The organism is Maricaulis virginensis (genome assembly GCF_027922185.1).
In the GTDB taxonomy this organism is placed as follows: Bacteria; Pseudomonadota; Alphaproteobacteria; order Caulobacterales; family Maricaulaceae; genus Maricaulis; species Maricaulis virginensis.
Window position 1 is genome coordinate 22,894 of the sequence record NZ_BSFE01000008.1, and the last position, 25,943, is coordinate 48,836.

27 protein-coding genes are annotated in these 25,943 nt (G+C 66.5%); 8 read left to right on the forward strand and 19 right to left on the reverse strand.

Annotated elements, in window-relative coordinates; translation table 11 throughout:
* Nucleotides 1-6: 6 nt before the first annotated feature.
* From PKE71_RS13170 to PKE71_RS13180, 3 genes are read right to left on the reverse strand one after another with little or no spacing between them, the layout of a single operon-like run.
* The gene (locus PKE71_RS13170) at nucleotides 7-3,258 is read right to left on the reverse strand and encodes an error-prone DNA polymerase (RefSeq protein WP_271187450.1); all 3,252 of its coding nucleotides are present in this window, start codon (nucleotides 3,256-3,258) and stop codon (nucleotides 7-9) included.
* 10 nt (nucleotides 3,259-3,268) lie between these two features.
* Nucleotides 3,269-4,876 (reverse strand): Y-family DNA polymerase, encoded by a 1,608-nt coding sequence (locus PKE71_RS13175; RefSeq protein WP_271187451.1) that lies wholly within the window; start codon nucleotides 4,874-4,876, stop codon nucleotides 3,269-3,271.
* Nucleotides 4,767-5,489, reverse strand: a complete 723-nt coding sequence (locus PKE71_RS13180; RefSeq protein ID WP_271187452.1) for an ImuA family protein — start codon at nucleotides 5,487-5,489, stop codon at nucleotides 4,767-4,769. The genes PKE71_RS13175 and PKE71_RS13180 overlap by 110 nt, the downstream gene beginning before the upstream one ends.
* 92 nt (nucleotides 5,490-5,581) lie before the next feature.
* Here PKE71_RS13180 and PKE71_RS13185 point away from each other — a divergent pair, with 92 nt between their 5' ends.
* A complete protein-coding gene (locus tag PKE71_RS13185; RefSeq protein WP_271187453.1) occupies nucleotides 5,582-6,052 on the forward strand; it encodes a hypothetical protein in 471 nt (156 codons plus the stop codon).
* A 10-nt stretch (nucleotides 6,053-6,062) separates the two neighbouring features.
* Here the strand turns inward: PKE71_RS13185 and PKE71_RS13190 are convergent, their stop codons facing one another.
* Together PKE71_RS13190 and bioB are read right to left on the reverse strand one after the other, a co-directional pair.
* Nucleotides 6,063-6,338 carry a 4a-hydroxytetrahydrobiopterin dehydratase gene (locus PKE71_RS13190; protein WP_271187454.1) on the reverse strand — a complete coding sequence of 92 codons (276 nt, stop codon included), beginning with the start codon at nucleotides 6,336-6,338 and terminating at the stop codon, nucleotides 6,063-6,065.
* A 28-nt stretch (nucleotides 6,339-6,366) separates the two neighbouring features.
* Nucleotides 6,367-7,359 (reverse strand): biotin synthase BioB, encoded by a 993-nt coding sequence (bioB, locus tag PKE71_RS13195; protein ID WP_271187455.1) that lies wholly within the window; start codon nucleotides 7,357-7,359, stop codon nucleotides 6,367-6,369.
* A 61-nt stretch (nucleotides 7,360-7,420) separates the two neighbouring features.
* On the opposite strand from bioB, the gene PKE71_RS13200 reads away from it, so the two are divergent.
* Nucleotides 7,421-7,786, forward strand: coding sequence for a VanZ family protein (locus PKE71_RS13200; protein WP_271187456.1), 366 nt, complete (start codon nucleotides 7,421-7,423; stop codon nucleotides 7,784-7,786).
* A gap of 74 nt (nucleotides 7,787-7,860) precedes the next feature.
* Here PKE71_RS13200 and PKE71_RS13205 read toward each other — a convergent pair whose 3' ends face one another.
* The 3 genes from PKE71_RS13205 to PKE71_RS13215 form a co-directional block, all read right to left on the reverse strand.
* On the reverse strand, nucleotides 7,861-9,399 hold the full coding sequence (locus PKE71_RS13205) for an alanine/glycine:cation symporter family protein (RefSeq protein WP_271187457.1): 1,539 nt from the start codon (nucleotides 9,397-9,399) through the stop codon (nucleotides 7,861-7,863).
* 93 nt (nucleotides 9,400-9,492) lie between these two features.
* Nucleotides 9,493-10,065, reverse strand: a complete 573-nt coding sequence (locus tag PKE71_RS13210) for a molybdopterin-binding protein (protein WP_271187458.1) — start codon at nucleotides 10,063-10,065, stop codon at nucleotides 9,493-9,495.
* A gap of 61 nt (nucleotides 10,066-10,126) precedes the next feature.
* A complete protein-coding gene (locus PKE71_RS13215) occupies nucleotides 10,127-11,035 on the reverse strand; it encodes a lipid II:glycine glycyltransferase FemX (RefSeq protein ID WP_271187459.1) in 909 nt (302 codons plus the stop codon).
* A 64-nt stretch (nucleotides 11,036-11,099) separates the two neighbouring features.
* On the opposite strand from PKE71_RS13215, the gene PKE71_RS13220 reads away from it, so the two are divergent.
* The gene (locus PKE71_RS13220) at nucleotides 11,100-11,282 is read left to right on the forward strand and encodes a hypothetical protein (protein ID WP_271187460.1); all 183 of its coding nucleotides are present in this window, start codon (nucleotides 11,100-11,102) and stop codon (nucleotides 11,280-11,282) included.
* A gap of 155 nt (nucleotides 11,283-11,437) precedes the next feature.
* Here PKE71_RS13220 and PKE71_RS13225 read toward each other — a convergent pair whose 3' ends face one another.
* Nucleotides 11,438-11,818 (reverse strand): hypothetical protein, encoded by a 381-nt coding sequence (locus PKE71_RS13225; protein ID WP_271187461.1) that lies wholly within the window; start codon nucleotides 11,816-11,818, stop codon nucleotides 11,438-11,440.
* 104 nt (nucleotides 11,819-11,922) lie between these two features.
* Nucleotides 11,923-12,882: an ABC transporter ATP-binding protein gene (locus PKE71_RS13230; RefSeq protein WP_271187462.1), complete on the reverse strand. Its 960-nt coding sequence runs from the start codon at nucleotides 12,880-12,882 to the stop codon at nucleotides 11,923-11,925.
* Nucleotides 12,883-12,973: 91 nt separating this feature from the next.
* Between PKE71_RS13230 and PKE71_RS13235 the strand changes: the two genes are divergently transcribed.
* A complete protein-coding gene (locus tag PKE71_RS13235; RefSeq protein WP_271187463.1) occupies nucleotides 12,974-13,171 on the forward strand; it encodes a zinc-finger domain-containing protein in 198 nt (65 codons plus the stop codon).
* A gap of 65 nt (nucleotides 13,172-13,236) precedes the next feature.
* Nucleotides 13,237-14,772 (forward strand): SLC13 family permease, encoded by a 1,536-nt coding sequence (locus PKE71_RS13240; RefSeq protein WP_271187464.1) that lies wholly within the window; start codon nucleotides 13,237-13,239, stop codon nucleotides 14,770-14,772.
* Here PKE71_RS13240 and PKE71_RS13245 read toward each other — a convergent pair.
* On the reverse strand, nucleotides 14,769-15,017 hold the full coding sequence (locus PKE71_RS13245; protein ID WP_271187465.1) for a type II toxin-antitoxin system RelE/ParE family toxin: 249 nt from the start codon (nucleotides 15,015-15,017) through the stop codon (nucleotides 14,769-14,771). The genes PKE71_RS13240 and PKE71_RS13245 overlap by 4 nt on opposite strands.
* Complete coding sequence (locus tag PKE71_RS13250) at nucleotides 15,014-15,283, reverse strand: type II toxin-antitoxin system ParD family antitoxin (protein ID WP_271187466.1); 270 nt, start codon at nucleotides 15,281-15,283, stop codon at nucleotides 15,014-15,016. Before PKE71_RS13250 ends, PKE71_RS13245 begins: the two co-directional genes overlap by 4 nt.
* A 138-nt stretch (nucleotides 15,284-15,421) precedes the next feature.
* Here PKE71_RS13250 and polA point away from each other — a divergent pair, with 138 nt between their 5' ends.
* Complete coding sequence (gene polA, locus PKE71_RS13255; RefSeq protein ID WP_271187467.1) at nucleotides 15,422-18,208, forward strand: DNA polymerase I; 2,787 nt, start codon at nucleotides 15,422-15,424, stop codon at nucleotides 18,206-18,208.
* Between the two features lie 974 nt (nucleotides 18,209-19,182).
* On the opposite strand, the gene PKE71_RS13260 is transcribed toward polA, so the two are convergent.
* From PKE71_RS13260 to PKE71_RS13270, 3 genes are all read right to left on the reverse strand, one after another.
* Nucleotides 19,183-19,692, reverse strand: a complete 510-nt coding sequence (locus PKE71_RS13260) for an invasion associated locus B family protein (RefSeq protein ID WP_271187468.1) — start codon at nucleotides 19,690-19,692, stop codon at nucleotides 19,183-19,185.
* A 105-nt stretch (nucleotides 19,693-19,797) separates the two neighbouring features.
* Nucleotides 19,798-20,319, reverse strand: a complete 522-nt coding sequence (locus PKE71_RS13265; RefSeq protein ID WP_271187469.1) for an RNA methyltransferase — start codon at nucleotides 20,317-20,319, stop codon at nucleotides 19,798-19,800.
* A 35-nt stretch (nucleotides 20,320-20,354) separates the two neighbouring features.
* On the reverse strand, nucleotides 20,355-21,218 hold the full coding sequence (locus PKE71_RS13270; protein WP_271187470.1) for an isoaspartyl peptidase/L-asparaginase family protein: 864 nt from the start codon (nucleotides 21,216-21,218) through the stop codon (nucleotides 20,355-20,357).
* Nucleotides 21,219-21,368: 150 nt separating this feature from the next.
* Between PKE71_RS13270 and PKE71_RS13275 the strand changes: the two genes are divergently transcribed.
* The gene (locus tag PKE71_RS13275; protein ID WP_271187471.1) at nucleotides 21,369-22,151 is read left to right on the forward strand and encodes an SDR family NAD(P)-dependent oxidoreductase; all 783 of its coding nucleotides are present in this window, start codon (nucleotides 21,369-21,371) and stop codon (nucleotides 22,149-22,151) included.
* 78 nt (nucleotides 22,152-22,229) lie between these two features.
* Here the strand turns inward: PKE71_RS13275 and PKE71_RS13280 are convergent, their stop codons facing one another.
* Nucleotides 22,230-22,757: a CC0125/CC1285 family lipoprotein gene (locus PKE71_RS13280; protein WP_271187472.1), complete on the reverse strand. Its 528-nt coding sequence runs from the start codon at nucleotides 22,755-22,757 to the stop codon at nucleotides 22,230-22,232.
* A 147-nt stretch (nucleotides 22,758-22,904) separates the two neighbouring features.
* Here PKE71_RS13280 and PKE71_RS13285 point away from each other — a divergent pair, with 147 nt between their 5' ends.
* Nucleotides 22,905-23,258 carry a hypothetical protein gene (locus PKE71_RS13285; protein WP_271187473.1) on the forward strand — a complete coding sequence of 118 codons (354 nt, stop codon included), beginning with the start codon at nucleotides 22,905-22,907 and terminating at the stop codon, nucleotides 23,256-23,258.
* Nucleotides 23,259-23,272: 14 nt separating this feature from the next.
* Here PKE71_RS13285 and PKE71_RS13290 read toward each other — a convergent pair whose 3' ends face one another.
* From PKE71_RS13290 to dapF, 3 genes are all read right to left on the reverse strand, one after another.
* Nucleotides 23,273-23,548 carry an usg protein gene (locus PKE71_RS13290; RefSeq protein ID WP_271187474.1) on the reverse strand — a complete coding sequence of 92 codons (276 nt, stop codon included), beginning with the start codon at nucleotides 23,546-23,548 and terminating at the stop codon, nucleotides 23,273-23,275.
* Between the two features lie 109 nt (nucleotides 23,549-23,657).
* Nucleotides 23,658-24,953 carry a hypothetical protein gene (locus PKE71_RS13295; RefSeq protein ID WP_271187475.1) on the reverse strand — a complete coding sequence of 432 codons (1,296 nt, stop codon included), beginning with the start codon at nucleotides 24,951-24,953 and terminating at the stop codon, nucleotides 23,658-23,660.
* A gap of 114 nt (nucleotides 24,954-25,067) precedes the next feature.
* Nucleotides 25,068-25,892 (reverse strand): diaminopimelate epimerase, encoded by an 825-nt coding sequence (gene dapF, locus PKE71_RS13300; RefSeq protein ID WP_271187476.1) that lies wholly within the window; start codon nucleotides 25,890-25,892, stop codon nucleotides 25,068-25,070.
* Nucleotides 25,893-25,943: the final 51 nt, after the last annotated feature.

Genomic DNA, 25,943 nt, shown 5'->3' on the forward strand with positions numbered 1-25,943 from the left:
CCATCCTCAATGAAAATCCCGGCTCTTCGGGATTACCCTCACATTCCGGGGATGACGGCCGCGCGGGTCGCGGCTGACCGGGCGGGCGACCTCGTCGGTCGGGGCCAGGGCGCGGTCGAGGGCGGCGCGCTGGGCATCCTCGGACAGGCGATAGAGATCGTCGGTGCAATCCACGAGCTCCTCGGCAACGATGTGGGTGACATTGTCGGCGCTCTGCACCCGGCCGCGCACCGCCAGGATGCGCGCGCCCATGACGACGGGACGATAGATATCGAAAACGCGCGGCCAGACGACGAGATTGGCAATACCGCTCTCATCCTCGAGGGTGATGAAGACCACGCCACTCGCCGTGCCGGGTCGCTGGCGCACCAGCACCACGCCGCCGGTCTTCACCCAGCTGCCACCGGGACGGGCATTGGCCGAGCGGGTCGGCACAAGCCCCATGCCCGCATAGCGCTCACGCAGGAAGCGCATGGGGTGGGCCTTCAGGGACAGGCCGGTGGTCTGATAATCCTGCAACACATGCTCCGACAGCGGCATGGCCGGCAGGGCGACACGATCCTCATGGCCGAAACTGTCCGTGTCGGCCCGGTCGAACAGGGGCAGACCGGCATCCTTCGCCCCGCCGCGCACCGCCCACAGGGCCTGGCGGCGATCCAGCCCGGTCGAGCGGAAGGCATCGGCCGCAGCCAGGCGCTCCATGGCGCCTCGATCCAGTCCGGCACGCCGGCGCAGGGCGGCCGGGTCGGCATAGCCGGCACCGCGAAGTTCGACCAGCCGCACCGCATCGGCCTCGCGCATCCCGTCAATCGTCCGCAGACCCAGGCGCAGGGCGAACGCGCCGGTCTCGGCCGGTTCCAGCGTACAGTCCCAGCCGGAATGATTGATATCGGGAGCCCGCACCTCGACCCCGTGCTCGCGGGCATCGCGCACGATCTGGGCCGGGGCATAGAATCCCATGGGCTGGGAATTCAGCAGCGCAGCGGCAAAAACCTCCGGATGATGGCATTTCAACCAGGAGGAGACATAGACCAGAAGCGCGAAACTGGCCGCATGGCTTTCCGGAAAACCGTAATCGCCGAACCCTTTCACCTGGTCGAAACAACGCCGTGCGAAGTCCTCGGAATAGCCGCGTGCGGTCATCCCCTCGACCATCTTGGCCTCGTAATTCGCGATCGTCCCCAGCTTGCGGAAGGTCGCCATGGCCCGGCGCAGCCCGTTGGCCTCATCAGGCGTGAATTTGGCGGCATCGATGGCGATTTGCATCGCCTGTTCCTGGAAGAGGGGGACGCCCAGCGTTCGCCGGAGGATCTGTTCCAGCTCGTCCGGCGGGCCATGCTCCGGGTCGGGACTGGGAAAGACCACTTTTTCCTCGCCCTTGCGGCGGCGCAGATAGGGGTGGACCATGTCGCCCTGGATCGGGCCCGGCCGCACGATCGCCACCTCGATCACCAGATCGTAGAAATTGCGGGGCCTGAGCCGCGGCAGCATCGACATCTGCGCCCGGCTTTCCACCTGGAAAACCCCCAGGCTGTCGGCGCGGCACAACATGTCATAGACGGCTTCGTCGCCCGGCGGCAGGGCAGCCATCGTCCAGTCCTCGCCCTTGTAGAGCGACAGCATGTCGAAGGCGCGGCGGATGCAGGACAGCATGCCCAGGGCGAGCACATCCACCTTCATGATCCCCAGCGCGTCGATATCGTCCTTGTCCCATTCGATGAAGGTGCGCTCGTCCATGGCGGCATTGCCGATCGGCACGGTTTCCACCAGCGGGCCCTGGGTGAGCACGAAACCGCCGACATGCTGGGAGAGGTGGCGCGGGAAGCCGATCAGCTCGCCAGCCAGGCGCAGGGCGAGACGCACCGCCGGATTGTCCGGATCCAGCCCGGCCTTGCGGATATGCTCGCCATCCACCTTGCGGCCCCAGCTGCCCCAGACGGTGCCGGCCATCGCCGTGGCGACATCCTCGGACAGGCCCATCGCCTTGCACACCTCGCGCAGGGTCGAGCGCGGCCGGTAGCAGATCACCGTCGCCGTTAGCGCCGCCCGCTCGCGGCCATAGCGGCGATAGACATACTGGATCACCTCCTCGCGCCGCTCATGCTCGAAATCGACATCGATATCCGGCGGCTCCTTGCGCTCTTTCGACAGGAAGCGCGCGAACAGCAGGCTGGAACGGGCCGGATCGACCTCGGTGATCCCGAGGCAGAAGCAGACCGCGGAATTGGCCGCCGAGCCGCGGCCCTGGCACAGAATGCCCTGGGCACGGGCCCAGGCGACAATGTCGTGCACGGTGAGAAAATAGGCCGGGTAGTCGAGCTCCTCGATCAGCTCCAGCTCGCGGGAGATCAGGCGGGAGACCTTGTCGGGAATACCGTCCGGATAGCGGGTATGGGCACCGGCCCAGGTCAGGGCGACCAGGTGTTCCTGGGGTGTGCGGCCGGGCGGTACCGGCTCATCGGGATAGACATAGGACAGCTCGTCCAGCGAGAAGCGGCAGCGCGCGACGATCTCGCGGGTGCGCGCCAGGGCCGGGGCGAACCCGGTAAACAGGCGCGCCATTTCCTCCGGCGGCTTGAGATGGCGTTCGGCATTGGCGTTGAGCCGGAAACCGGCCGCCTCCATGGAACAGCCCTCGCGGATACAGGTCAGCACATCCTGCAGCGGGCGCCGCGCCGGCGTGTGATAAAGCACGTCCTGACTGGCAACCAGCGGCACACCGGTGCGGCCGGACAGGGCTTCCAGTGCGCCCAGCCGCGCCCGGTCGCCCCCCGCCATGCGATGGACAGCCGCCAGATAGAGCCGATCGCCCCACAGGCCGGCCAGCCGGGTCAGAAGCGGTTCGAAGTCCGGCCCCGGCACATCCGGCGGCACAGCGATGAAGATCTGCCCTTCGGCGTGCTCGATAATGTCCGCGACGGTGATATGGCACTCGCCCTTGGGGACATCGCCCACCGCCTGCCCTGTCTTGCCTTGCGAAAGCAGGCGCGAGAGGCGGCCATAGGCGGCCCGGTCGGTGGGATAGCAAACCAGGTCCGGCCCGTCGGACGGGCGCAGCCGGGCACCGACCAGCAGGCGCATCCCCTGTTCCTTCGCGGCCAGATGCGCCCGCACCACACCGGCCAGCGTGTTGATGTCGCAAACGCCCAGCGCATCCAGCCCCAGCGCGCGCGCCGTCGCCACCAGTTCCTCGGCATGGGAAGCGCCGCGCAGGAAGGAGAAATTCGTCAAGCAGAGCAGTTCGGCATAACCGGTCATCGCCGCCCCCTCACGCAAACAGGCCGTGGATGAACCAGGCCGGCGGACCGCCGCGACCGTCTCCGTAAAGCCCCTCGCGGAAGATCCAGTAACGCCGCCCCTCCTCGTCCTCGACCCGGTAGTAGTCGCGCGCCCGGCGCCCACCCGGACCGGACGCGCCCGCCCGCCACCATTCCGGGGCAATCCGTTCCGGCCCGTCGGCACGCCGCACCCGGTGCACGATGCGGCGCCAGACGAAACGCATGGGCGGGCCGTCGGGAATTTCCGCGATCACCTCCAGGCTTTCCGGCCGTTCGAACAGGCGCAGCGGACGCGGGGCCGGTCCGGGCGGTGTGGCGGACTGCCAGTCGGGCAATTCACCGTCATAGACAGCCAGCGCCTCGCCGCGCTCGGGCAGATGGCTTTCCACCGGCTGCAGGATTTTCACCACGCGATCGCCCAGCCGGGCCGTGATCCGGTCGGCCAGCACGGCCAGACCGGCCGTATCCGGACCATCGCCGGCCAGAACCGCATCCAGCGGCCGGGCCTGCGGCGTGACCGGGCCCGTGCGGGCAGCCTCCAGCTCCATCAATTCCACACCGAAGCCGGGGTCGAGCCCGTCCAGCCGGTCGCGGAACAGGGTGAGCAGGTGGGCCGGGTCGTGTATCGGGCGTGCGGCACCGGCGGTCACGGCGGCAACGCTCTGATCGCTGCGAAAGATGGCCAGCCGGAAACGCCGGGCCCCTTCGCCATGCGCCTCGAGCCGCTCGCACAGGGCCGGGGCCAGGCGCGCCAGCCCCGCCCGTATCCCGTCCGGATGCAGCAGCGGTTCCGGGCAGGGCAGGCGCACGGCATGATCCGGCGGCGCACGCAGCGGATCCAGCGGTTCCGGCCGCAGCCCCAGCGCCTGGTCCAGCCGCGTCAGCACGGCATCGGCCGCACTGACGGAATGAAAGCGCCGCGCCAGCGCCTTGCGGTCAATGCCGTAGAGCTGGCCGATACGCGTCAGGCCGAAGCGTCGCAGGAGGGTGAGGCTGGCATCGGACAGGCGCAGCCCCGCCATGGGCAGACCGGCCAGCCCCGGCTTCAGCCCGGCCTCGTCCACACGCCGCCCTGCCCGGCCGCCGGACACTTCATGCGCCAGCGCCCAGGCCGCGCCCGGGGTCGGGGCCAGGCCGAGCCGGGCCGGCAGGCCCGCCCGTTTCAGCCGGGCTTCCATATGGTCCAGCATGGCGTCTTCCCCGCCGAACAGGTGCGCCCCGCCCGTCATGTCGATCAGGATGCTGTCGCCGCCCGCCACGGCAACCGCAGGCGACCAGCACTCCATCCACAGGGCCAGCTTTTCCAGCGCCCGGGCATCGGCAGCCCGGTCGACCGGTTCGGCCGCCAGTTCGGGGGCGCGGGTGCGGGCATCGGCAAAACGCAGACCCGGCTCCACACCTGCACTGCGCGCCGCATCATTGGCGGCGACCACACGCAGGCCGTTCCGCCCGGCCTCGGTCAGGACGAAGGGCGTGTCTCCCGCCTGATCATCCGGTGTCGCGCCAGACACCGGCAAGGCCGGCACCGATCCGGCGCGGCTGCGGCGCAGCCGGTCGAGCGGCCAGTCGGGAAACCAGACGCAGACATGGCGTCGCATCCTCATACTCCAGGTCGAAGATCCGTCCCGCCTTGCCCGGCTGCAGGCGGGACTTTTCCAGGATGGCGCGCCAGGCCGGCCGCCCCGGGGCGCGCGCATCGTGTTCGTGCGGAGCGGATGGCCGGGCCGAAACCCGCCAGCGCCCCTGGGCGGTCGTTGCTCCCGACCGCGTATGGGGAAAGACCAGGACAAGCGGCGTCCGGCTGGTCTCGCAGGCCAGACCCAGCCGCCGCGAGGCCGTGAAATCCATGTCGTCCAGCTCGGCGATCACGGCCGCAAGACCGGAGGCCCTGCAGGCCTCCTCGGCAGCTTGCAGGGCCTCCATCCGGCCCTTCGCCTCGATCAGGAGCATACGCCCCGGATCGATCCCGAACCCGGCCAGCCCCCGGCCGGAGAGCCGCCCGTGCTCCCGTGCCAGCGCCGCCTGACGGATCCAGACAAGCCCGCCCGTACGGCCCGTGTCGCGGACCGCCGCCAGGGCCAGCCCGGTCAGTGCCGGGAAATCCCCGAACCCCGCCTCGGCCAGTTCATGCATGCCCGCCTCGCCCAGCCCGTAGGGAAAGGGCAGCTCACGCCCCGCCACGGGGGCCAGAATGTCCGGCTTCAGGCTCATTGTTCTGTTTTTGTTCCAATGCCGGAAAGAGTCAAGAGCCCTGCAGTTGCGGCAGGAACGCTTCCTTTACCGCCGCCTGCTAGGACAGGGGCATGACACGTTTGCACGCCCTTCTGACCTGCGGCCTTGTGGCCGTCCTGCTGGCCTCGGCAACCGGTCCGGCCATCGCCGCCGGCGGTGGCGGCGGGGGAGGCGGCAGCAGCGCCCCGGCCCAGGGCGAGGAAACGCGCCGGCGGATGATCACGCCGTCACAGACCTACATGCCCCTGCCACCGCTGACGGCGACCGTGCAGGCCAATCACCGCGCCCGCGGCCTGCTGCAGATCGAGGCCGGGCTGGAGATCGCGGATCCGGAGTTGCGCCGCCGCGCCGAGCGCTACCTGCCGCGCCTGCGCAATGCCTGGGTTTCGGGGCTGAGCGCCTATACCGGCATGAGTTATCGCTTCGGCGACGTGCCGGATGCCGACCGCATCGCGCAGATCCTGCAGGAAGCGACCGACATCACCCTGGGTGAAGAAGGCGCAGAAGTCCTCATCGGCATGGTGATCATCCACGCCGACTGACGGCTGATGCTCAGGCGATCGCGTCCATGAAGGATGCCAGATCGACATCCTTCTGCGTCACGCCATCGGCGTCATGCGTCGCCAGGGTCACGTCCACCTTGTTGTAGACATTGAACCATTCGGGGTGGTGATCGACCTTGTCGGCTTTCACCGCGACCCGGCTCATGAAGCCCCAGGCGGCGTTGAAGTCCTCGAATTCGAACACTTTGCGGATGGCATCGCGCCCTTCGACGGCAGACCAGCCGTTCAGGCGGGCCAGTGCGGCTTGTGTTCCGATACGCTCCATCTGCAATCTCCCGTTCTGCTTGCTGCGCCTATTCCGCGGCCGGCAGGGCCATCGGCTCGATGCCCAGGGCCCGGAACAGGTCGAAATCCTCGCTCTCGCCCGGATTGGGCGTGGTCAGCAATTCCTCGCCGACGAAGATCGAATTGGCGCCCGCCAGGAAGCACAGCGCCTGCAATTCCTGGCTCATGCCCTCGCGGCCGGCCGACAGGCGGACCATGGACTTCGGCATCAGGATGCGCGCGGTGGCGATGGTGCGCACGAACTCGATCCCGTCCAGCGGCCTTGAATCGCCCAGCGGTGTATTCGCCACGCCGACCAGGTGGTTGATCGGCACGCTTTCGGGATGCGGGTCCATCGAGGCGAGCTCGGTCAAGAGACCGATCCGCGCGCTCTCGTCCTCGCCCATGCCGACAATCCCGCCGGTGCACACATGGATGCCCGCCCCGCGCACGCGCGACAGCGTGTCGAGACGGTCCTGATAGGTGCGCGTCGAGATCACCCGGCCATAATCTTCCGGCGCGGTGTCGAGATTGTGATTGTAATAGTCCAGCCCCGCATCACGCAGACGCTCCGCCTGGCCGTCGGCGAGCATGCCCAGCGTCACACAGGTCTCCATGCCCAGCGCTTTCACGCCGGTGATCATGTCGCAGACCTTCTCCTCGTCGCGCGGCTTCAGTTCTCGCCAGGCCGCGCCCATGCAGAAGCGCGTCGCCCCGCCATCCTTCGCCTTCCTCGCGGCCTCCAGGACTTCGTCCAGTGGCATCAGCTTGGAGGCTTTCAGCCCGGTGTCGAAATGGGCCGACTGGTTGCAATAGCCGCAATCCTCGGCACAGCCGCCGGTCTTGATGGAAAGCAGCTGGCTGGTCTGGACCTGGTTGGCCGGATGGCACTTTCTGTGCACAGACTGGGCGGCGAAGATGAGATCGCCGAACGGTGCGCGATAGATCCGGGCCGCGTCTTCACGCGTCCAGTCCATGCGGGGCTGTGCCAGAAGGTCGATATCGCTGAGCAGTGTGGTCATGAAAGGTCAGTCCCGGAAAATGACAAGGGAACCTAGAAACAGTGGCGCGCCGCGTCCAGACATGACACTGCGCTGGGCGGCGCGGATCGTGCTGGCCGTGGCAGTGGTGGTTATCACCGACCTTGCCCTGCAACCGGCTCCGGACCTGCCAGGCAGCCTGCTCGGTTCCGACAAGATCGAACACGCTGCCGCCTTTCTCGCACTGACCGTGCTGGCGCGAATGGCCTGGCCGCGCCTGTCGGGCTGGCTCATTGCATTCTTTCTGCTGGCCTATGGCTTCGGGATCGAGCTCGCCCAGGATGCCCTGGACGCCGGGCGCGTTGCTTCCCTCGCCGACCTGATTGCCGATGCGGTCGGCATCCTGGCAGGCTTTGCCCTGATCCGCCTGTTCAACGGTCTTCGCCGCTGGGACCATACGGCCTCCTGACCAGACAAAGCTGCGGGCAAAGAAAAGGCCCCGCCGGAGCGGGGCCTGATCCTGCTTCAGCCAAGGCCTGAAAATCAGGCGTTCGGCTTGCTGTCTTCACCGCTGCCATCGGGCGACACGGCGGTGATGGTGTCTTCCGGGGTCTCGGTCGTCCCCCAGTCGTCGCCGGCCCAGTTCGGCGGCAGCTCGCCGGTCTTGTCGAAGCGCTTCGTCATGGAGACCACCACGCCGGACAGCATCAGCAGCGCCACCACGTTCGGCAGCAGCATCCAGGAGTTCGCCACATCGCCGAAACGCCACAGCCCGTCGACATTCAGGATCAGCGTGCCGACGAAGGCGACCGCCACCCAGACATAGCGGAACGGTTTGGCCGCCCAGTCGCCGAGCACATAGGTCAGCGAGGTCTCGGCATAGTAAGACCAGCCGATAATGGTGGTGAAGGCGAACAGGGCCTGCGCCGCCAGGATCACCCAGGCGCCGCCGAACATGCCGTTCGAGAAGGCCGCCGTGGTGATGGCCGAGGCTTCCAGCGAGGTCGCCTGCCAGGCATAGGCTGCCGTCGTACCGTCATCATTGGGATAGGCGCCCTCGACAACAAGGATCACCAGCGCCGTCATGGTGCAGATGACCAGCGTGTCGATGAACACGCCCAGCATGGCGATCTCGCCCTGCTTGACCGGATTCTTGGTCTGCGCGGCCGCGTGGGCGATCGGGGCGGAACCCTGACCGGCCTCGTTGGAGAACAGGCCACGCGCCACACCGGCCCGCACCGCCGCGAGCACGCCATAGCCGGCAAGACCGCCGGCGGCCTGGCCGAAGCCGAAGGCCTGGCCGAAGATCTGGCCGAAGGCGCCCGGGATATGGTCGATATGGGTGATCAGCACGAAGAGGGCACACAGCACATAGGCCACGGCCATCACCGGCACGATCTTTCCGGCCAGATTGCCGATCGACTTGATGCCGCCGATGATCACCAGGAAGACCAGCGCGGCCAGCACGATGCCGACCATCCAGTTCTGCAGCTCGAAACCGAGCGAGGTGCCCGCTTCCAGCGCCGACTGGGTGACCGAGTTTGCCTGGATCATGCCGCCCGTCGCAAAGGCTGACAGCACGGTACCGATGCAGAACAGGACGGCGAGCCAGCCCCAGTTCTTTCCGAGGCCGTTCTTGATGTAATACATCGGCCCGCCGTGGAACTGGCCGTCCGGGTGACGCTCGCGAAAACGTACGGCAAGGCTGGATTCGGCGTAGGCCGCAGCCATGCCGAACAGGGCCGTCACCCACATCCAGAAGATGGCGCCGGGACCGCCCAGCGTGATGGCGGTCGCGACACCGGCAAGATTGCCCGTGCCGACCTGGCCGGACAGCGCCGTCGACAGCGCGTTCCAGGGCGTGATCTCGCCTTCGCCCGTCGATTTGCGGCCGCTCCACAGCTCGCCGAAAGCCGGGAAAACCCGCAGCAGCGGACGGAAGCCCAGCCGCAGCATGAAGAAAAGGCCCGTGCCCAGAAGGGCGATGGTGATGATGCCGACAGGCAGGATGCGCGTATCGCCCCAGGTCCCGCCCCACAGGAAGTCACTGAAGGTCGTGACCCCGTCGAAAAATACGTCCATGTCTCTCCCCCGAAACCGGTTCGCGGCCACCTTAGGGACTGCAGCCGGTTTTGGGGAGGTGCTTTGTGCAAAAGGTCCGCGGTACCCGGACGATCAGGGGGCGGGAGACGTGCTTTCAGCACGCACTTCAATGGCGAAGACGCCCCAGACCCAGTCATCGTCGGGCATGCCGGTGAGCGCCTGATCCTGCGCGCGGGGCCAGACGATCATGGCCGGCCCGAAACCGCCCAAGGGTATCGGATCGCCGTCCACGCGGATCGCGAGGATCACGTCATGCACATCCAGTGTCATGCGCGCTAGGGATCGCTGGTATCCATCCAGCGCCGTGACGACGATTTCCTCTTCGCGCGGCCGGACCAGACCCAGCACGTCGCGCAGCAGGGGTCCCGAGAAGTGCCGCACCGGCCCGCCGGCCGGATAGTCGGTATCGATCCGGTGCTGTTCCAGCGCGGCCAGCTGGGGCCAGCTCAGCTCGGCGGCAGCCTCGAAGACAAGGCCATACCGGGCAAAAAGCGGCTCGACGTCCGGATCCATGGCGGCCCGTGTCGGCTCGGCTTCGATCTCACCGAAAACCGTGATCACCGGCAGGTCGCCAACGGTTCGCGATTCGGGGCCGCAGGCCGCCAGCAAAAGGAAGGCCGCAAGACCGGCGATCGTCTTTTTCATGGTGTGCCCCCAGAGCCTTGGACCATTTTAGGCCGATCACGGGGAATTGAGCCAGCGAATACTAGTGGAAAGTGCCGCAAAGGGTGACCACACGCCCGCCGGTACCGATCTTGAAGCGCGCAATCCCGGCACCCGAGACGGTGTTCACACCGCCCAGATCAAGCTGCACGACGCCGCGCTGGCGCAACAGATCCATCGCCTGCCAGAGCATGAGGTTGTGGGCGCCCGGTGCCCGGCCGGACGGATCGGTCCAGCCGATATGGTAGGTCGCGGCACAGCCATGGACGAGGAACAGCATGCCCGCAGTCTTCTTGCGCCCTTCATCAGCCCGCAGGACCAGCACGCTGTTGCGGTCACCGCGGGCGTCGGCATAGGCCGGCACCAGCGCGGCCGGCGTCGCGCGGTATCCGCGGCCGGCGCGCTGGCCCTCTTCGGTCTCCAGCAGCCAGCGATACTGGGCGAGCTTGGTGCCGTTCTGCTGGATCTTGAGCGCGGATTTCTCCGCCGCATTCAGCCGGTTGCGCCATTTCTGGTCGAGCCCGGCGCGCAAGGCTTCCAGATCCTGTGTCAGATCGAGCAGCACGGTGGAATAGCCTGTCATCACCCGGCTGCGGCCGGCCATCCCGTCGGCGCTTTCGGTATCCGGCGAGACCAGGGTGAGGCGCGGCCAGCCGAGCCCCAGCCCCTTGCGAAGAGCGCGGATCGCCGCGGCCTTGGCCGCCGGATCGACGTCTTCCAGCCAGACCGGGCCGCGCGTGCACAGGGCCATCTGCACGACACCGCCGATCCGGCGCGTGGTGAATTGCGCCAGTCCCACCAGCGTATTGCCGTCCAGGATGCCGACGCGCCTGACCTCACCGCCCAGGGCCGTCACCGCCTCGCCATAGCTCCAGTCCTGCTGCAGCGCAGCCGGACGGCTCATCAGGGCGATGTCCCAGGTGATCCGGTCGATGTCGGGGTCGAGTCGCATGGGCAAAGCGTTAGGGAATCACGGTTAACAGGAACTGATCCGAACTGCCCGCGGGAGACTGACCGTGTTTTCCAGAAAAGCCCAGAGCGTGATGGGACACCGCATCACCGAACCGCGCCCGACCCTGATGGCGGTCTGGCTGGTGTTTCTCTATGTCGGCGTCCCGCTCTTGGTAGTAACGGGCCTGCTCGACCTGGCCATGCAGGTCTTCTTCGGTGTGTGCACCGGGCTGTGGTGCCTGGCCTGAAACGGCCCGCATACCCGGGCCTGGCGGTTTAATCGGCGGGTGCGCCGGGTTTTCGCAGGCTCAGCGCCACGCGAACCGGTCCGGCCAGCATCGCAAAGGTCTCGGCAACCCTCGACAGCGTGTGGCGATCTCCAGGTGGGGCGAACAGGTCGGGATCAGGCGAGGCTGCCATCCTCGATATCGCCGTCACCGTCCATGTCGTCGGAAGAGCGGCGTCCGCCCAGATCGTCGCCATCGGAATCGTCGCGCCGGCGGCGGGCATCCTGCTGCTGGGCATAGCCGGTCAGGCCGACACCCCAGTCCTTGTCGATCCCGTCGACGCCCCGGTTGCGGAAACGCATTTTCGGCCCCGGACGGACGAGCCAAGCATAGACCCACAACGCGGCCAGCGCGCTGACGGCGATCAGCCCGGCAGCGAAACCGGCACCCAGCTGACCCTGCGGCTGCAGGAAGACACCGAAAAACCAGGCGAGGAATACGAAGACCGGCGCGGCGACAAGGATTGCGAAAAAGCGGCGGACTGGATGAGTGCGCATGTCGACCTCCCTTCGGTCCATCGCGGACCCGGCTTCAACCTTGCGCCGCAATCATGCCGGAAAAGGGGCAATCGCCAGGGGACTGGCCTCGGCCGCATCCCGCCTCAGGCGCTTTCGCGACGATAGGTCAGCGCCAGGAAGACGTCTTCCAGATCGGCTTCCTCGGTGCGCAGATCGTCGATCCGGGCGCCGGAGGCGCGGAATTTCTCGATCATCTCCGCGACGGATTGCTCGCCATAGCGATAGGTGATGGCCAGCGCCCCGTCCTCGCGGATTTCCGCATCGTATTCCGCCAGTTCGGCCGGCACGGCGGTCAGGGGCTCGACCGGATCGATCACCAGCGTCTTGGAATCCATGCGCTTGAGCAGGGTTTCCTTGGGCTCGCAGGCGATCACCTCGCCCTGGTCGATAATGGCGATCTCGTCGCACAGCTCCTGGGCCTCTTCCAGATAGTGCGTGGTGAGAACGATCGTCGTGCCGCGTGCATGCAGTTCACGCACATAGGCCCAGAGCTGGCGGCGCAGCTCGATATCCACACCCGCCGTCGGCTCGTCGAGCACCAGGACCGGTGGCGTGTGCACCATCGCCTTGGCCACGAGGAGGCGACGTTTCATGCCGCCGGACAATTGCCGCACATAGGCATCGCGCTTGTCGGACAACCCCACCGCTTCGAGCAGTTCGTCGGTGCGCCGCTCTTCCTTGGGAACGCCGTAGAAACCAGCCATCAGCTCCAGCGTCTCGTAGGGCGTGAAGAAGACGTCCATATTGATTTCCTGCGGCACCACGCCGATCGCGGCGCGCGCGGCGCGGCTGTCGCGATCGATGTCGATACCCCAGGTCTTTGCCGTGCCAGACGTCTTGTTCACCAGGCCGGCAAAGATATTGATGAAGGTCGACTTGCCGGCACCATTGGGGCCCAGCAGACCGAAGATCGAGCCCCGGCGCACCCTCAGGTCGACGCCCTTGAGTGCTTCCTTCGGCGGGGCATTCTTCGAGCCTGCATAGGTCTTGCGCAGATCGGTGGCCTCGAGGGCGTATTCGGGCAGGGAAGAACTGTCGGACATGTCGCCTCGGAATTGACGGAACGGGGTCAAGCGCCATAACTAGGCGTCATACCTAGGGATCGTCCCGCTGTCTGTCCATGAGGGCTTTTCAATGGCCGACGCCAGCAACGCCTTTCCGCCGCCGGAAGTCATCGTCACCGAAGACCATCGCATTGCCTGCGACGGGGGCGGCGGTGCGCTCGGCCATCCGAAAATCTACCTGGAAATGGGCGAGGACGACTTTGTCGAGTGCGGATACTGCGACCGCCGCTTCGTGAAGAAGGGTTCGGCGCAGGATCCGACCGCCTGACCGGGCGGTCATAACCCGCAAGGGCCGCAAGACGCCGATCACACAGGACGACTGGGGAGGCGTCTTTGGGTCAAACCGCCAGCCAGCGCATCGGGCTGATCACCGGCCTCGTGCTGGCGGTCCTCCTGCAATTCATTCCGGTTCCGGACGGGCTGACCCGTGAAGCCTGGCTGCTGGCCTCGCTTGCCCTGCTGATGGCGAGCTGGTGGGCGAGCGAAGCCATCCCGATCGCCGCCACGGCCCTCATTCCCATCGCCCTCTTCCCGCTCTTGGGCATCACCTCCACCGGCGCGGCGACCGCCCCCTATGCCAGTCCGATCGTCATGTTGCTGCTCGGCGGCTTCATCATCGCCCTGTCGATCGAGCGCTGGAACCTGCACACCCGGATCGCGCTCAATGTCGTCGCCCGTTTCGGCGGCCAGCCGGCCGCGCTGATCGCCGGCTTCATGCTGGCCTCGGCGCTCCTGTCGATGTGGATCTCCAACACGGCCACGACGCTGATGATGATCCCGATCGCCCTGCGTGTCGCGGCCGAGGTGGAACGCGAAGGCGTGACCACGAAATTCTTCGCCCCGGCCCTCGCCCTGGGCATCGCCTACGCCGCCTCCATCGGCGGCATGGCGACCCCGGTCGGTACGCCGACCAATTTGATCGGACTGGGCTTCTTGCAGAACGAGTTCGGCCGCACACTGGATTTTGCCAGCTGGATGGGTGTCGGTCTGCCCGTTGTCGCGCTGATCATCCCCGCCGCCTGGTTCGTGCTGACGCGCTGGGCCTTCTCCCTCAAGGGCGAACGCGCCAGCGGCGCGGCGCACGATCTGGTGCTGGAGGAGCTGGGCAAGCTGGGCCGCATGACAATGCCGGAACTGCGGGTCGCCGCCCTGTTCGGCACGGTCGCCATCCTGTGGATGGGCGCCACCCTGCCCGGCTTCCTGGTCTCGTGGATCCCGGGCATTCCCGCCGGCGAATGGAGCTGGGGCTGGAATCCCCTGCTCGGCTGGATCGGCGATACGCTGGGCCTGCCCGTCGATATCCGCCTGGGCAATACGCAGATCGCGGTGATGGGGGCACTCGCGGCCTTCCTCATCCCGTCCGGCTGCCGCGCCGAAGGCCGCAGCACGGCCCTGATGGCGTGGGAAGATACGGCCCGCCTGCCCTGGAATGTCATCATCCTGTTCGGCGGCGGTCTCTCCCTTGCGGCTGCACTCACAGCCACCGGCCTCGCCGACTGGCTGGGCGGCCAGATGCATTTCCTCACCGACCTGCCCACCCCGCTGCTGATCCTGGTCATCGTCGCGGTGATCGTCTTCCTGACCGAGCTGACCTCGAATGTCGCCACAGTGACCGGCTTCATGCCCGTGCTGGGCATTATCGCGGCGGAAGCCGGCGTGCCCGCCGAACAGCTCATCGCCCCGGTCGCCATCGCCGGTTCGGCCGCCTTCATGCTACCGGTCGCCACCGCGCCCAACGCCATCGTCTATGCGTCGGGCGCGGTCACCCAGGGCCAGATGATCAAGGCCGGCTTCCGGCTCAACCTGCTCGCTGTGCTGGCGATCGCGGGCGTCGGCTCGGTCGCGGCGATGCTGGGCTTCGGGGGCTAAAGGCTGTCGGGCAGGGTGCGGCTGCCGTGCACAATCGAGATCAGATAGCGGCCGTGCACAATCGAGCGCGCACCGTCTGCCACATCCGGTCGGGCTGTCCCCGCTTCCGGGAAGGCCGGGATTTCAAGGCATCTGTCAATGATTTCATCGACAAAGCTTTCCGCCCGGTCCGGGTTATCAAGAGCGATGTAGTCTAGGATCTCGCCCATATCCGCCTCGGCGGCTGGTGCGATAACAACAATCACGACGACTTCGAACCGGCAGCAATCTCCCGGATTCGCGCTTTCAGGCTGGCGCGCACCTCCTCAGCCGGAATGCCGGGTCCGCTTTCCATGCCGATCCGCACCGCCTCGCGCAGCTCTTCCAGCTCGGTGAGGTAGCGCGCCTCGCTCTCCTCCACCATGCGAAGGCCATGGCGCAGCACCTCGCTCTTCGAGTTGAAGCGGCCGGAGGCGATGAGGTCTTCCATCATCTTTTCATAGCGTTCGCCGAGAGAGTAGGAGCTGGGCATGGCGGTCTCGTCGTGACTGGATAATTATTATCATAACACAAGCGCCGCCCTGTGCGCAGACATCCCCACCGCACTCCACCGATGACCTCCTGGCCGCACCGCGTTAACCTCGCGGCGACCCAAGCGAGAGAGAGCCCCATGGCCATCAAGAAGCCCCTCGACGAGACCTCCCACCTCTACCTGATCGACGGGTCGGGCTATATCTTCCGGGCCTATCACGCCCTGCCGCCGCTCACCCGGTCGGACGGCACGCCGGTGGGCGCGGTGCAGGGCTTCTGCAACATGCTGTGGAAGCTGCTCGAAGACCTGAAGGGAGAGGATGCACCCTCTCACCTCGCCGTTATCTTCGACCATTCAGGCAAGTCCTTCCGCAACGAGATCTACGACCAGTACAAGGCCCACCGTCCGCCGGCGCCGGAGGATCTGGTGCCGCAATTCGGCCTGATCCGCGACGCCACGCGCGCCTTCGGCACGCCCTGTATCGAGCTGGAGAATTACGAGGCCGACGACATCATCGCCACCTATGCCCGCATGGCCGAGGCGAAGGGCGCCAAGGTGACCATCGTCTCCTCCGACAAGGATCTGATGCAGCTGGTCTCCGACAGGATCGACATGTTCGACGCGATGAAGAACAAGCGCATCGAAGCGGAACAGGTTGTCGAGAAGTTCGGCGTCGGGCCGGACAGGGTGATCGATATCCAGTCGCTGGCCGGCGACAGCGTCGACAATGTGCCCGGCGTGCCCGGCATCGGCGTGAAGACCGCCGCGCTGCTGATCAATGAATACGGCGATCTCGACACGCTGCTCGAGCGCGCCGGCGAGATCAAGCAGAAGGGCCGGCGGGAAAAACTCCTCGCCCATGCCGAGGATGCCCGTATCTCGCGCCAGCTGGTCACGCTGAAGACCGACACGCCCGTCACCGACGAAATGGACGAATTCGGCATCACCGATCCGGATGCGGAAACGCTCGTCAAGTTCCTGAAAGAGATGGAATTCCGCACCTTCACGCGCAAGGTCGAGGAAGCGCTGGGCGGGCCGGTCGCCGACGAGACCGGAGACGCCACCGCCCCGATCGACCGGGACAGCTATGAGTGCGTCACCACGATGAAGCAGCTGCAGGCCTGGATCGAGAAGGCCCGCACCGCCGGCGTGATCGCCGTCGATACCGAGACCGACGCCCTCTCGGCCACGGCATCCGGCCTGGTCGGCATCTGCCTGGCCACCGCGCCGGGCGAGGCCTGCTATATCCCGCTCGCCCATGTCGACCCGGAAGGCTCAGGCGACATGTTCGACACCGGCGAAAAGCCCGACCAGATCCCGATGGACGACGCCATCGCGGCGCTCAAACCCCTGCTGGAAGATCCGGCCGTTCTGAAGGTCGGCCAGAATTTCAAGTACGATCTCTCCGTCCTCGCCCGCTACGGCATCGATGTCGCGCCCTATGACGACACGATGCTGATCTCCTACGTCATGGAGGCAGGCCTGCACGGGCATGGCATGGACGAGCTGGCCGAGATTCACCTGGGCCATCAGTGCATCGCCTTCAAGGAGATCTGCGGCACCGGCAAGAACCAGATCAGTTTCGACAAGGTGCCGCTGGACAAGGCGACGCAGTATGCCGCCGAAGATGCCGACGTCACCCTGCGCCTGTGGGAAATCCTCAAGCCGGCCATGGTCTCGAAAAAGAAGGCGACGGTCTACGAGACGCTGGAACGGCCGATGGCCAAGGTGCTCTCGGACATGGAGCGGGTGGGCGTGAAGGTCGATCCGGACCAGCTGCGCCGGTTGTCCTCCGACTTCGCCCAGAAGATGGCCGCTGCCGAGGCTGCGGCGCACGAGGCGGCCGGACGCGAGTTCAATGTCGCCTCGCCCAAGCAGATCGGCGAGATCCTGTTCGGCGAGATGGGCCTGCCCGGCGGCAAGAAGACCAAGACCGGCGCCTGGTCCACCGACGTCACCGTGCTCGACCAGCTGGCCGCCGAAGGCCATGACCTGCCCGTCGCGCTGCTGGAATACCGGCAGTATGCCAAGCTGAAATCGACCTATTCGGACGCGCTCTTCGACCACATCAATCCGCAGACAAAGCGCATCCACGGCTCCTTCTCGCTGGCCGCCACCACGACCGGACGGCTCTCCTCGACCGAGCCGAACCTGCAGAATATCCCGATCCGCACCGAGGCCGGCCGCAAGATCCGCGAGGTCTTCATCCCCGAGCCCGGCCATGTGCTGGTCGCCGCCGACTATTCCCAGATCGAGCTGCGGCTTCTGGCCCATATCGCCGGCGTCGAGAGCCTGAAACAGGCCTTCCGCGATGGTCAGGACATCCACGCCATGACCGCCTCGGAAGTCTTCGGCGTGCCGGTGGAGGGCATGGACCCGATGGTGCGCCGCAAGGCCAAGGCGATCAATTTCGGCGTCATCTACGGCATTTCCGCCTTCGGTCTCGCCAACCAGATCGACGTCTCCCGCGAGGAGGCAAAGAATTTTATCGACGCCTATTTCGAGAAATTCCCGGGCATTGCCGACTATATGGAGCGCATGAAGAAAGAGGCGAAGGATACCGGCTATGTCGAGACCGTTTTCGGCCGCCGTTGCCACTTCCCGGGCATTCGCGACAAGAATCCCAACATGCGCATGTTCGCCGAACGCCAGGCCATCAATGCTCCGATCCAGGGCAGCGCCGCCGACGTCATCCGCCGCGCCATGATCCGCATGGACGACGCCCTCCGCGCCGCCAATCTCGACGCCCGCATGCTCCTCCAGGTCCACGACGAACTCGTTTTCGAAGTGCCGGAAGACCAGGCGGATAGACTGATAGACCTGGCCTCAAAGGTGATGGGCGAGGCGTGCGCGCCGGCTTTGGAGCTCAGCGTACCGCTGGATGTGGACGCAAAAGCCGGAAAGAGCTGGGCCGAAGCGCACTAACCGCATTCTCCCCGGCCGGAGAGACGGTGCCCGCAGGGCGAATGAGGGGCGCGCGGCAGCGCCACCACCACCCTTGACACCATGCCGCTTTTCCCGGCCGGACGCCCGGCGAAGGCCGGGCGGAGTACGGGGATCTACGGGAAACGCATCGCTGGAAGTGATCTCCGGTAGATCCCGGATCTGCAGCCTGCCTGCGCGGGCTGGAGCCTGCGCCCGCGAAAGCGGGGGGCCGGGAAAAATGCGGAGGTTGGAAAAGAGAGTGAGAACGCCGCCACAAACACCGTCACCCTGACGACAGTCAGGGCCCAGTTCATAGAGCCGGGTGGCCGCGATCTCGCACTTATCCCGCACATCGCCACCGCTCAGACCGAGCCCGCCTGGCGAAAATCTCCCTTTACGATCTGGGTCCTGACTTTCGTCAGGATGACGGTTTGTGGGGGCAACAAGGGAAACTTATCCCCGCCCCCTCATTTGCCCTTACCATCGTCATCGGTTTCCGGGATGGGAGGCATGAGCTCAGTCCCTTGTGCCCGGGAGCGTGCGGAGCTCGTCCGCGCCTGGTGGGTGACAGCATCAGGCTCCGGCGTGGCCATCTGCGGGGACACCGGCACAAAGCTCGACCGGAGCGTGCCTGCAGGTCTCGAGACGGGGCCCGCAAGGGACCCGGGTAAATCTCCGCGTGCGGGATGCCCCGGGCATCACCACCAAACCTTCAAATCCGGACACGATGTCCGCCGTGCATCCCGCACCCCTCTCATCGCTCCAGGGTTCCGCCCGTGGAGGGTTTCGTGCTGAGTGCTATCACCACACACCGCTTTCCCCGGACTTGTTCCGGCGTCACATGCGCCAGGGGCCTGACGGCCTCCTTCGCGCAACCATCCTACGACACTTCCAACACACAGGGGCCTGCCGGCATTTCAGATGCAGGCTCAGCCGGGCCCCGGAACAAGTCCGGGGAAAGCACTGGGAGTGGATTACCCGCAGAGCGCTTCGACGCGTTGCAGGGCGGCCGTCACACCGGAGAGCGAGAATTCGTAGGCCGTGGCGACACCGGCAGCGGTGGTGGCTGTGACATGCATGGCTGAGCCGCGGCGCATCTGGCGCACCAGATCGCTCTCGTCCGACAGATCATCCAGGAAGGCTTCGCTGCCATCGGTGAACGTGTCGAAGCGCGACGAGCCGACCCGCACTTCCGGCGGGCTGGTGGGACGCAGATCATAGCCGGTCAGAAGGTTGGGCTGTTCGTTGACGGCGCCGTTCTGCCAGGAGGCGACGATGAAATACACCGTGCCATGATCGAAGGTGCGCGGCGCGCTGTCGGTCGGGCGGCTGAGCGCATAGCAGACCAGCCCGGCCTGGGTCGGCCGGGTAAAGACGCGCCAGTCGGAATACTCGCCGCGGAATTCCGGCTCGTCCTGGGCGAGGGCCGGGACGGCGCTGGCGCAGGTGAGGGTCAGGGCGGCAAGGCAGGGTCGCAGGAACACGGTTGAGGTCATCCTCTGTTCGGTAGCCAATCGGACTGTGCGCGTCGGAACCGGTAAGGCGGCGAGGGTTAAATCCCCCCTAATCTGGCACGCCTGCAGCGGCGATCAACGATGCATGCCGAACTTCTTTTCCGCATTGTCAGTCGCGGCCTGCGGGCCGCCCGGCATCAGCGGGCGTTCGGGAAAACCGCCGAAATTCAGCGTGCGGTCGTAGAGCGTGATCGCACAGGCAACCGAGACATTGACGCAGAATTTCGTCGGGATCTTGACGATGTGCTGACAGCGCGCCTGCATCTCCCCGGTCAGCGAGCCGCGCTCGCGTCCGAATACATAGGCCGCGCACAACGGGTGGCGGAAGGCTGGCAGATCGACGGCTTCGTCGGTCAGCTCGACCCCGACCAGCTGGCAATTGTCCGGCAGGGCGATGGCATCGATATCGGCCCACTCGTAATAGGGCACATGGCTGACAGACTTGGCGGTATCGGCCCGGTAGACATCGCGGACCCGGTGGCTGGCATTCACCGAAAAGGCAAAGCTGGCGCCGAAAGCGTGCGCCGTGCGCAGGATCGCACCGAGATTCATCGGCTTGGAAATGCCTTCCGCCCCGACTGCAAAATAACCGCGCATGCCCGCTCCTGCCCTGCTGCCCGATCCCTGGTCGCTCAGTCGACCTCTACAGTGATCCGCCCGTCCGGGTATACCGCGGCGCGCTTCATGCCCGGCGAGTTGAAGGGCTGGGCCAGATTGCCGTCGCGGTCGACACAGATCACGCCGCCCTCGCCGCCCAGGCTGCCGACATCGCCGATCGCGCCGGCGGCGGCTTCGGCGAGCGTCTGGCCGCCATAGGCCATGCGGGCCGAGATGTCCTTGGCGGTAGCCTGGCGCAGGAAGAATTCGCCCTGGCCGGTGCAGGAGACGGCCACATGCCCGTCCGCCCAGCAGCCGGCACCCAGGATGGGGCTGTCGCCGACCCGGCCTTCCAGCTTGTTCAGCGTGCCGCCGGTCGAGGTTGCCGCAGCCAGACGTCCGGATGTGTCCAGCGCCACGCAGCCGACCGTGCCGGTCGCGATCTCGCGATCATCGGGGGCGGCTGCCGGGGTGTAATAGTCGTTGACGCTCTCCACCCGCTCGAGACCCTGCAGGCCGGCGAAGCGCTCCGCGCCGCGCCCGGCGAGCATGACATGCCGCGTCTCCTCCATCACGGCGCGGGCCGCATGGACCGGGCTGATGAAGCCGGTCAGGCCGGCGACCGACCCGGCGCGCCGGTCCGAGCCGTCCATGATGGCGGCGTCGAGCTCATAGCGGCCGGCCTGGTTGGGCGAGGCGCCCTTGCCCGCGACATAGAGGCCGGACGCCTCCAGCCGGCGCACGATCTCCGTCACCACGTCCAGCGCCGCGTCGCCAGCCTCCAGCATCGCCTTGCCGGCCTCGGCCAGTTCGCGCATGTGGGTGCGTTCGGGATCGTAGCTGCGCGGCGCAAGCACGCCGGCGCCGCCGTGCAGGAGAAGGGCGTAGGTCTGGCTCATCGGATCGTCCGTCGGTGGGGTTGCGGCGCTAGCTCTAACACCGGGCAGCGGCCGCACCCAACCGGGATTTCCAGCCGCGACGATGCGGGCGATTTTCTTTTTTGTCCCGACGCGCTATGCCGCAGGGCAAGTCGATAAAGGGGAAGACAAATGAAAATTGACAATTCCATCGCTGCCATCGTCACCGGCGGTGCTTCCGGTCTCGGCGAAGGCACAGCCCGCCGTCTGGCCGCCGATGGCGCCAGGGTCGCGATCTTCGACATGAATGCCGAGAAGGGCGAAGCGGTCGCCAGGGAAATCGGCGGCGTGTTCTGCCAGGTCAATGTGGCCGAGGAGGAGAGCGTCGATGCCGGTTTCGCCAGGGCACGCGAGGCCCATGGCCAGGAACGCGTGCTGGTGAACTGCGCCGGTATCGGCTGGGCCGAGAAGACGGCACGCCGGTCCTCCTCGACCGGCGAGATCAGCGCCCACTCCGCCAAGGGCTTCCAGACCGTCATCGCGATCAACCTGGTCGGCTCCTTCCTGTGCGCGTCCAAATCGGCCGCCGGCATGATGGCGCTCGACCCGGCGGGCGACAGCGGCCGTGGCGTGATCGTCAACACCGCTTCGGTCGCGGCCCAGGACGGCCAGATCGGCCAGCTGGCCTATTCGGCCTCCAAGGGCGGTATCTATGGCATGACCCTGCCGATGGCGCGCGACCTGGCCCGCGAAGGCATCCGCGTGAACACGATCCTGCCGGGCTTCTTCGAAACGCCGATCTATCAGCAGATGCCGCCGGAAGTGAAAACCTCCCTGGCCTCGCATCTGCAATTCCCGCAGCGCTTCGGCACGCCGGCCGAATACGCCGATCTGGTCGCCTTCATGGTGACCAATGACTACATCAACGCCGAATGCGTCCGCCTCGACGCCGGCGCCCGCATGCCCCCGAAATAGGCATCGGGGCTTGTCCGAACGAAGAGGGCCGGCGCATGCGCCGGCCCTTTTGCTTTTTTCGGTTTCTGTCCGCGCCGGTCAGCCCGGTTCGGGCCGGACGATGTCGTCGGACAGGTTGGCGATCACGTCGCGTGCGTCGAAAGCACTGGGATCGTCGGGCTTGGTGCCGCGTCCCAGGAAGATCTCGGCGCTCGCCTCATAGCGGGTGGTCTCGCGATAACGCGTGTCATCCCAGAACGGATCCCGCCAGCCATGCCAGCCCCAGCGGGGATGGTAGTAGGAATAGTGCACCGGGAAGGCGGAATAATAGGGCGAACCGAAACCGCTCGCCGTGACGCGCGTGTCCTCGTCGGTCGCGCGGGTGACCACGGTGAAGTAGTCAAACCCCTGTTCCACCGTCAGTTCGGCAGCGCGGTAAAGCAGGTAGGTCTCCACGGTTTCGCGGTCGGTCAGCGAATTCCCTTCGAAGGAGAGCCGGAACCGGTTGGTCTCGATCTGCTGTTCTTCGAAGCCCCGGCGGCTGCCGTCGGCGGCCTGGTAGGGGGTGGGCGATGCACAGGCGGCCAGCATCGAAACGGCTGCCAGTGAAAATAGAACGCGCCTCATGTCGGGCTCCTTGGGACTCGTGTTACCCTCGCATTCTGGATTATGACGGGTCTGGCCGTGGTTGAAAGGGGCCGTATTGCAGTTCGGGCAAGAATTGATCGGCTTTTCAGGCGATGACGGGCCGGTCGCAAAGGGGGATACACCGGAATGACCGGCATCATGCAGGGGGCAGGACTGGTTGCAGCGCTGTTGATGACGGCGCAATCCGACCCGGATCCCGAGACCGTGCGCGGTGCGCTGGTCGAGGCCTGCGAGGCGGCCGGCGGATCGCCCGGCGCGTGTGCCTGCGTGGCCCGCGAGGCAAGCTCGCGCTTCAATGAGCGCCAGATGCGCGTGATCGTGGCGGCAATGCCGGACATGCAACGGGTCGGCGAGCCGCAGGCTTTGGCCGACGCGCTCGGCTTTTCCTTCGACCAGATCCTCAATCTGCGCCAGCGCGCCCTGCGGGCCGATACCGTGATCCGTTCGGCCTGCGGCGCGGGCCTGTCGCGCAAGGACTGAGCGGGGCGTACCGCTCAGTTCAGCCGCATCTGACAATCGGCAAACCGCCACTCGGCCGGCCGGATCAGGCCCTGATGCGCAATCCGCACGGTGTGGATGACGGCATCGATCTCGCTCTTCCAGAAATCGAGAAACCGGGTCAGGCGCGGATATTTCGGCGCGAGATCCTGGGTCTGCCACACGAAGGTCTGCAGCAGCGCCGGGTGGTCCGGCATGTAGTAGGTCACCTCGGCCGTCGTCAGCCTGAGGCCGCGGATCTGTTCCGCGAAATCGCGATCGACTTCCCTCATGATCTGCCTCCTTGCAGCGATCGAGCCTTCCGGCTCCAGCCCCCGCAACGTCAAGATTATGAGAAACCGATGAATGAAAGCTGACTGCCGCCGGTATGACGGACCGGTATCAGGGCAGATCGATTTCCAGGATCACGGTCGCCGGCTGCTCGCCGCCCGGACCTTCGCCTTCCGCCGGGAAGCGCGGCCAGGCTGCGTTCGCGACCAGCCAGGCCCGGCCGTCGGCCGGATCGATCAGGGTGGGTTCGGCAAGCTCGCCCGTCATTGCCGGATGACCGCGCAGCAGAACTTCGGTGCTGGCCACGGCATGACCGTCTGCGTCCAGATCGATCGCCATGACCTGGTGCGGCCGGGTGCCATTGCGCACGGCGAGGATGCGGCCGTCGCGGGTCTGGCGCAGCCCGTCGATGCCGATCAGGCTTTCCGTCCCGCCCCGCACCAGCGAAACCGACCGGTCGCCCAGATCGATCCGCCACAGACCCATCGCATAGTCGGCGACATAGAGCGCCCCCCGGGCCAGCGCAACGCCCTGCAGGCTGACAAAGCGCGGATCCTCCGCCAGGACTTCCAGCTCGCCGGAGACGCTGTCGAGCACATAGACCCGCGGCGCCTGGCTGTCGGAGGCATAGACGGTGCCGTCGCGCACGGTGAAGTCGGCGATCTGCACGGCATCGTCGATCTGGTAGCGGCGATAGAGGTCGCCGGTGACAAGGTCGAAGGCAAACAGCGCGGTGCCGCCGGTCTCGCCGTCTTCCAGCGGGGTCTGTTCGATAGCCGCCGATCCGGCCCAGACGACACGGGTACGGTCATCGACCGCAAGGCCGAACACCGACCACAGCCCGTCTTCCTGGTCGGCGAAGACCCGGGGTTCGTCGCGGGCGAAGGGTTCCAGCAGCAGGATTTCCCGCCCGGTGACGGAGGAGACGAAGAGACGGTCGGTTTCGATGTCGATCGCGACACCCTCGATCAGCGCGCCGGGCCGGTCGATCTCGGCGACGACTTCTGCCTGTCCGACCGGAGCGCTGTTGGCAGCGAGTTGCCCGGCGACCGCCTCGAAGCGTGCAGTGTTGGCCGTGCGCAGGAGATCTTCCAGGGGCTCCGGGTCAAACGCGATGCCGGCCCGGGCCATCCGCTCCAGGGCCTGGAAACCGTCTTCGGGGTTTTCCGCCCTCAGGGCCACAATGGCGAGGCCGCGCAAAACGGCGGGGTGTGCCGGTTTGAGGTCGAGCGCAGCTTCCAGCAGGCGCCGTGCCGCTTCGTAATCCGCATTGCCGATAGCGGCGCTCGCCTCTGCGAACATCTGCTGGGCGAGTGTCTGCGGGGTGGTTCCGGACGCGCCGGTCTGGGCCGCGGCCGGAGCGGCGAGCAGGGCAAGCGGCAGCGCAAGGCGCAGGATCGTGTTCATGGACATCTCCCCCATCTGTCCCCCCGAACCGTGTCACGATCACGGCATGAAGCGGGATATTATGGGAAATATCACCGGCGAAAAGGCGGCTTTGCGGTGCAGGCTGCAGGCCAATCAGATCTCCAGGGCGAGATCGACCTCGCCCTCGTCTTCCACAGGGCCGGTCAGGATCACGTGATCGTCGGTGACGCGCCATTCCACATGCAGTTCGCCGCCATCGGCCATGACAGAGGCCGAACGGTCTGCCAGGCCACGCCGGTGCGCAGCAACGAGCGCGGCGCAGGCGCCCGTCCCGCAGGCCGCGGTGATGCCGGCGCCGCGTTCCCAGACGCGCAGGCGGATATGGGTCTCGTCATAGATCTGGGCAAAGCCGGCATTGACGCGCTCGGGGAAGAGCGGGTCGTACTCCACTTCCGGCCCCAGCCGCGCGATCGGCAGGGTCTCGACATCGCTGACGAAGAAGACGGCGTGCGGATTGCCCATGCTCACTGCGCCCGGGCGCTCGATGCGTACGCCGCCGGCTTCGGCGACATAGTCCAGCGCGACCGTGTCCATGTCGCGCGCCAGCGGAATGTCCTGCCAGTCCAGCCGCGGTTTTCCCATGTCGACGCTGACGGTCAGCGCGCCGGCGCGCACCGCCTGCAGCAGACCGCTGGCCGTGCCGATGCTTACCGCCGGCTTGCCGCTTTCTTCCATCAGGAACCAGCCCGCCGCCCGCGTTCCATTGCCGCAGGCACCGACCTCGTCGCCATCGGCATTCCAGATCCGCATGAAGGCGTCTGCGCTGTCGCTGTGCTCGAGCACGAGCAGCTGGTCGAAGTGCAGCGCGTGCGCCCACGCCCGCACGGTATTCCGGGACAGGCCGAGGAAGCCGGCGCGCGCGCGCGCGTCCGCGAGTACGAACTTGTTGCCGGCGCCATTCATCAGTCGTGCTTTCATTCTGCCCCGATAGCGCTGTGACGCCTTTACGTCCAGCACCCGTCCGGGCTT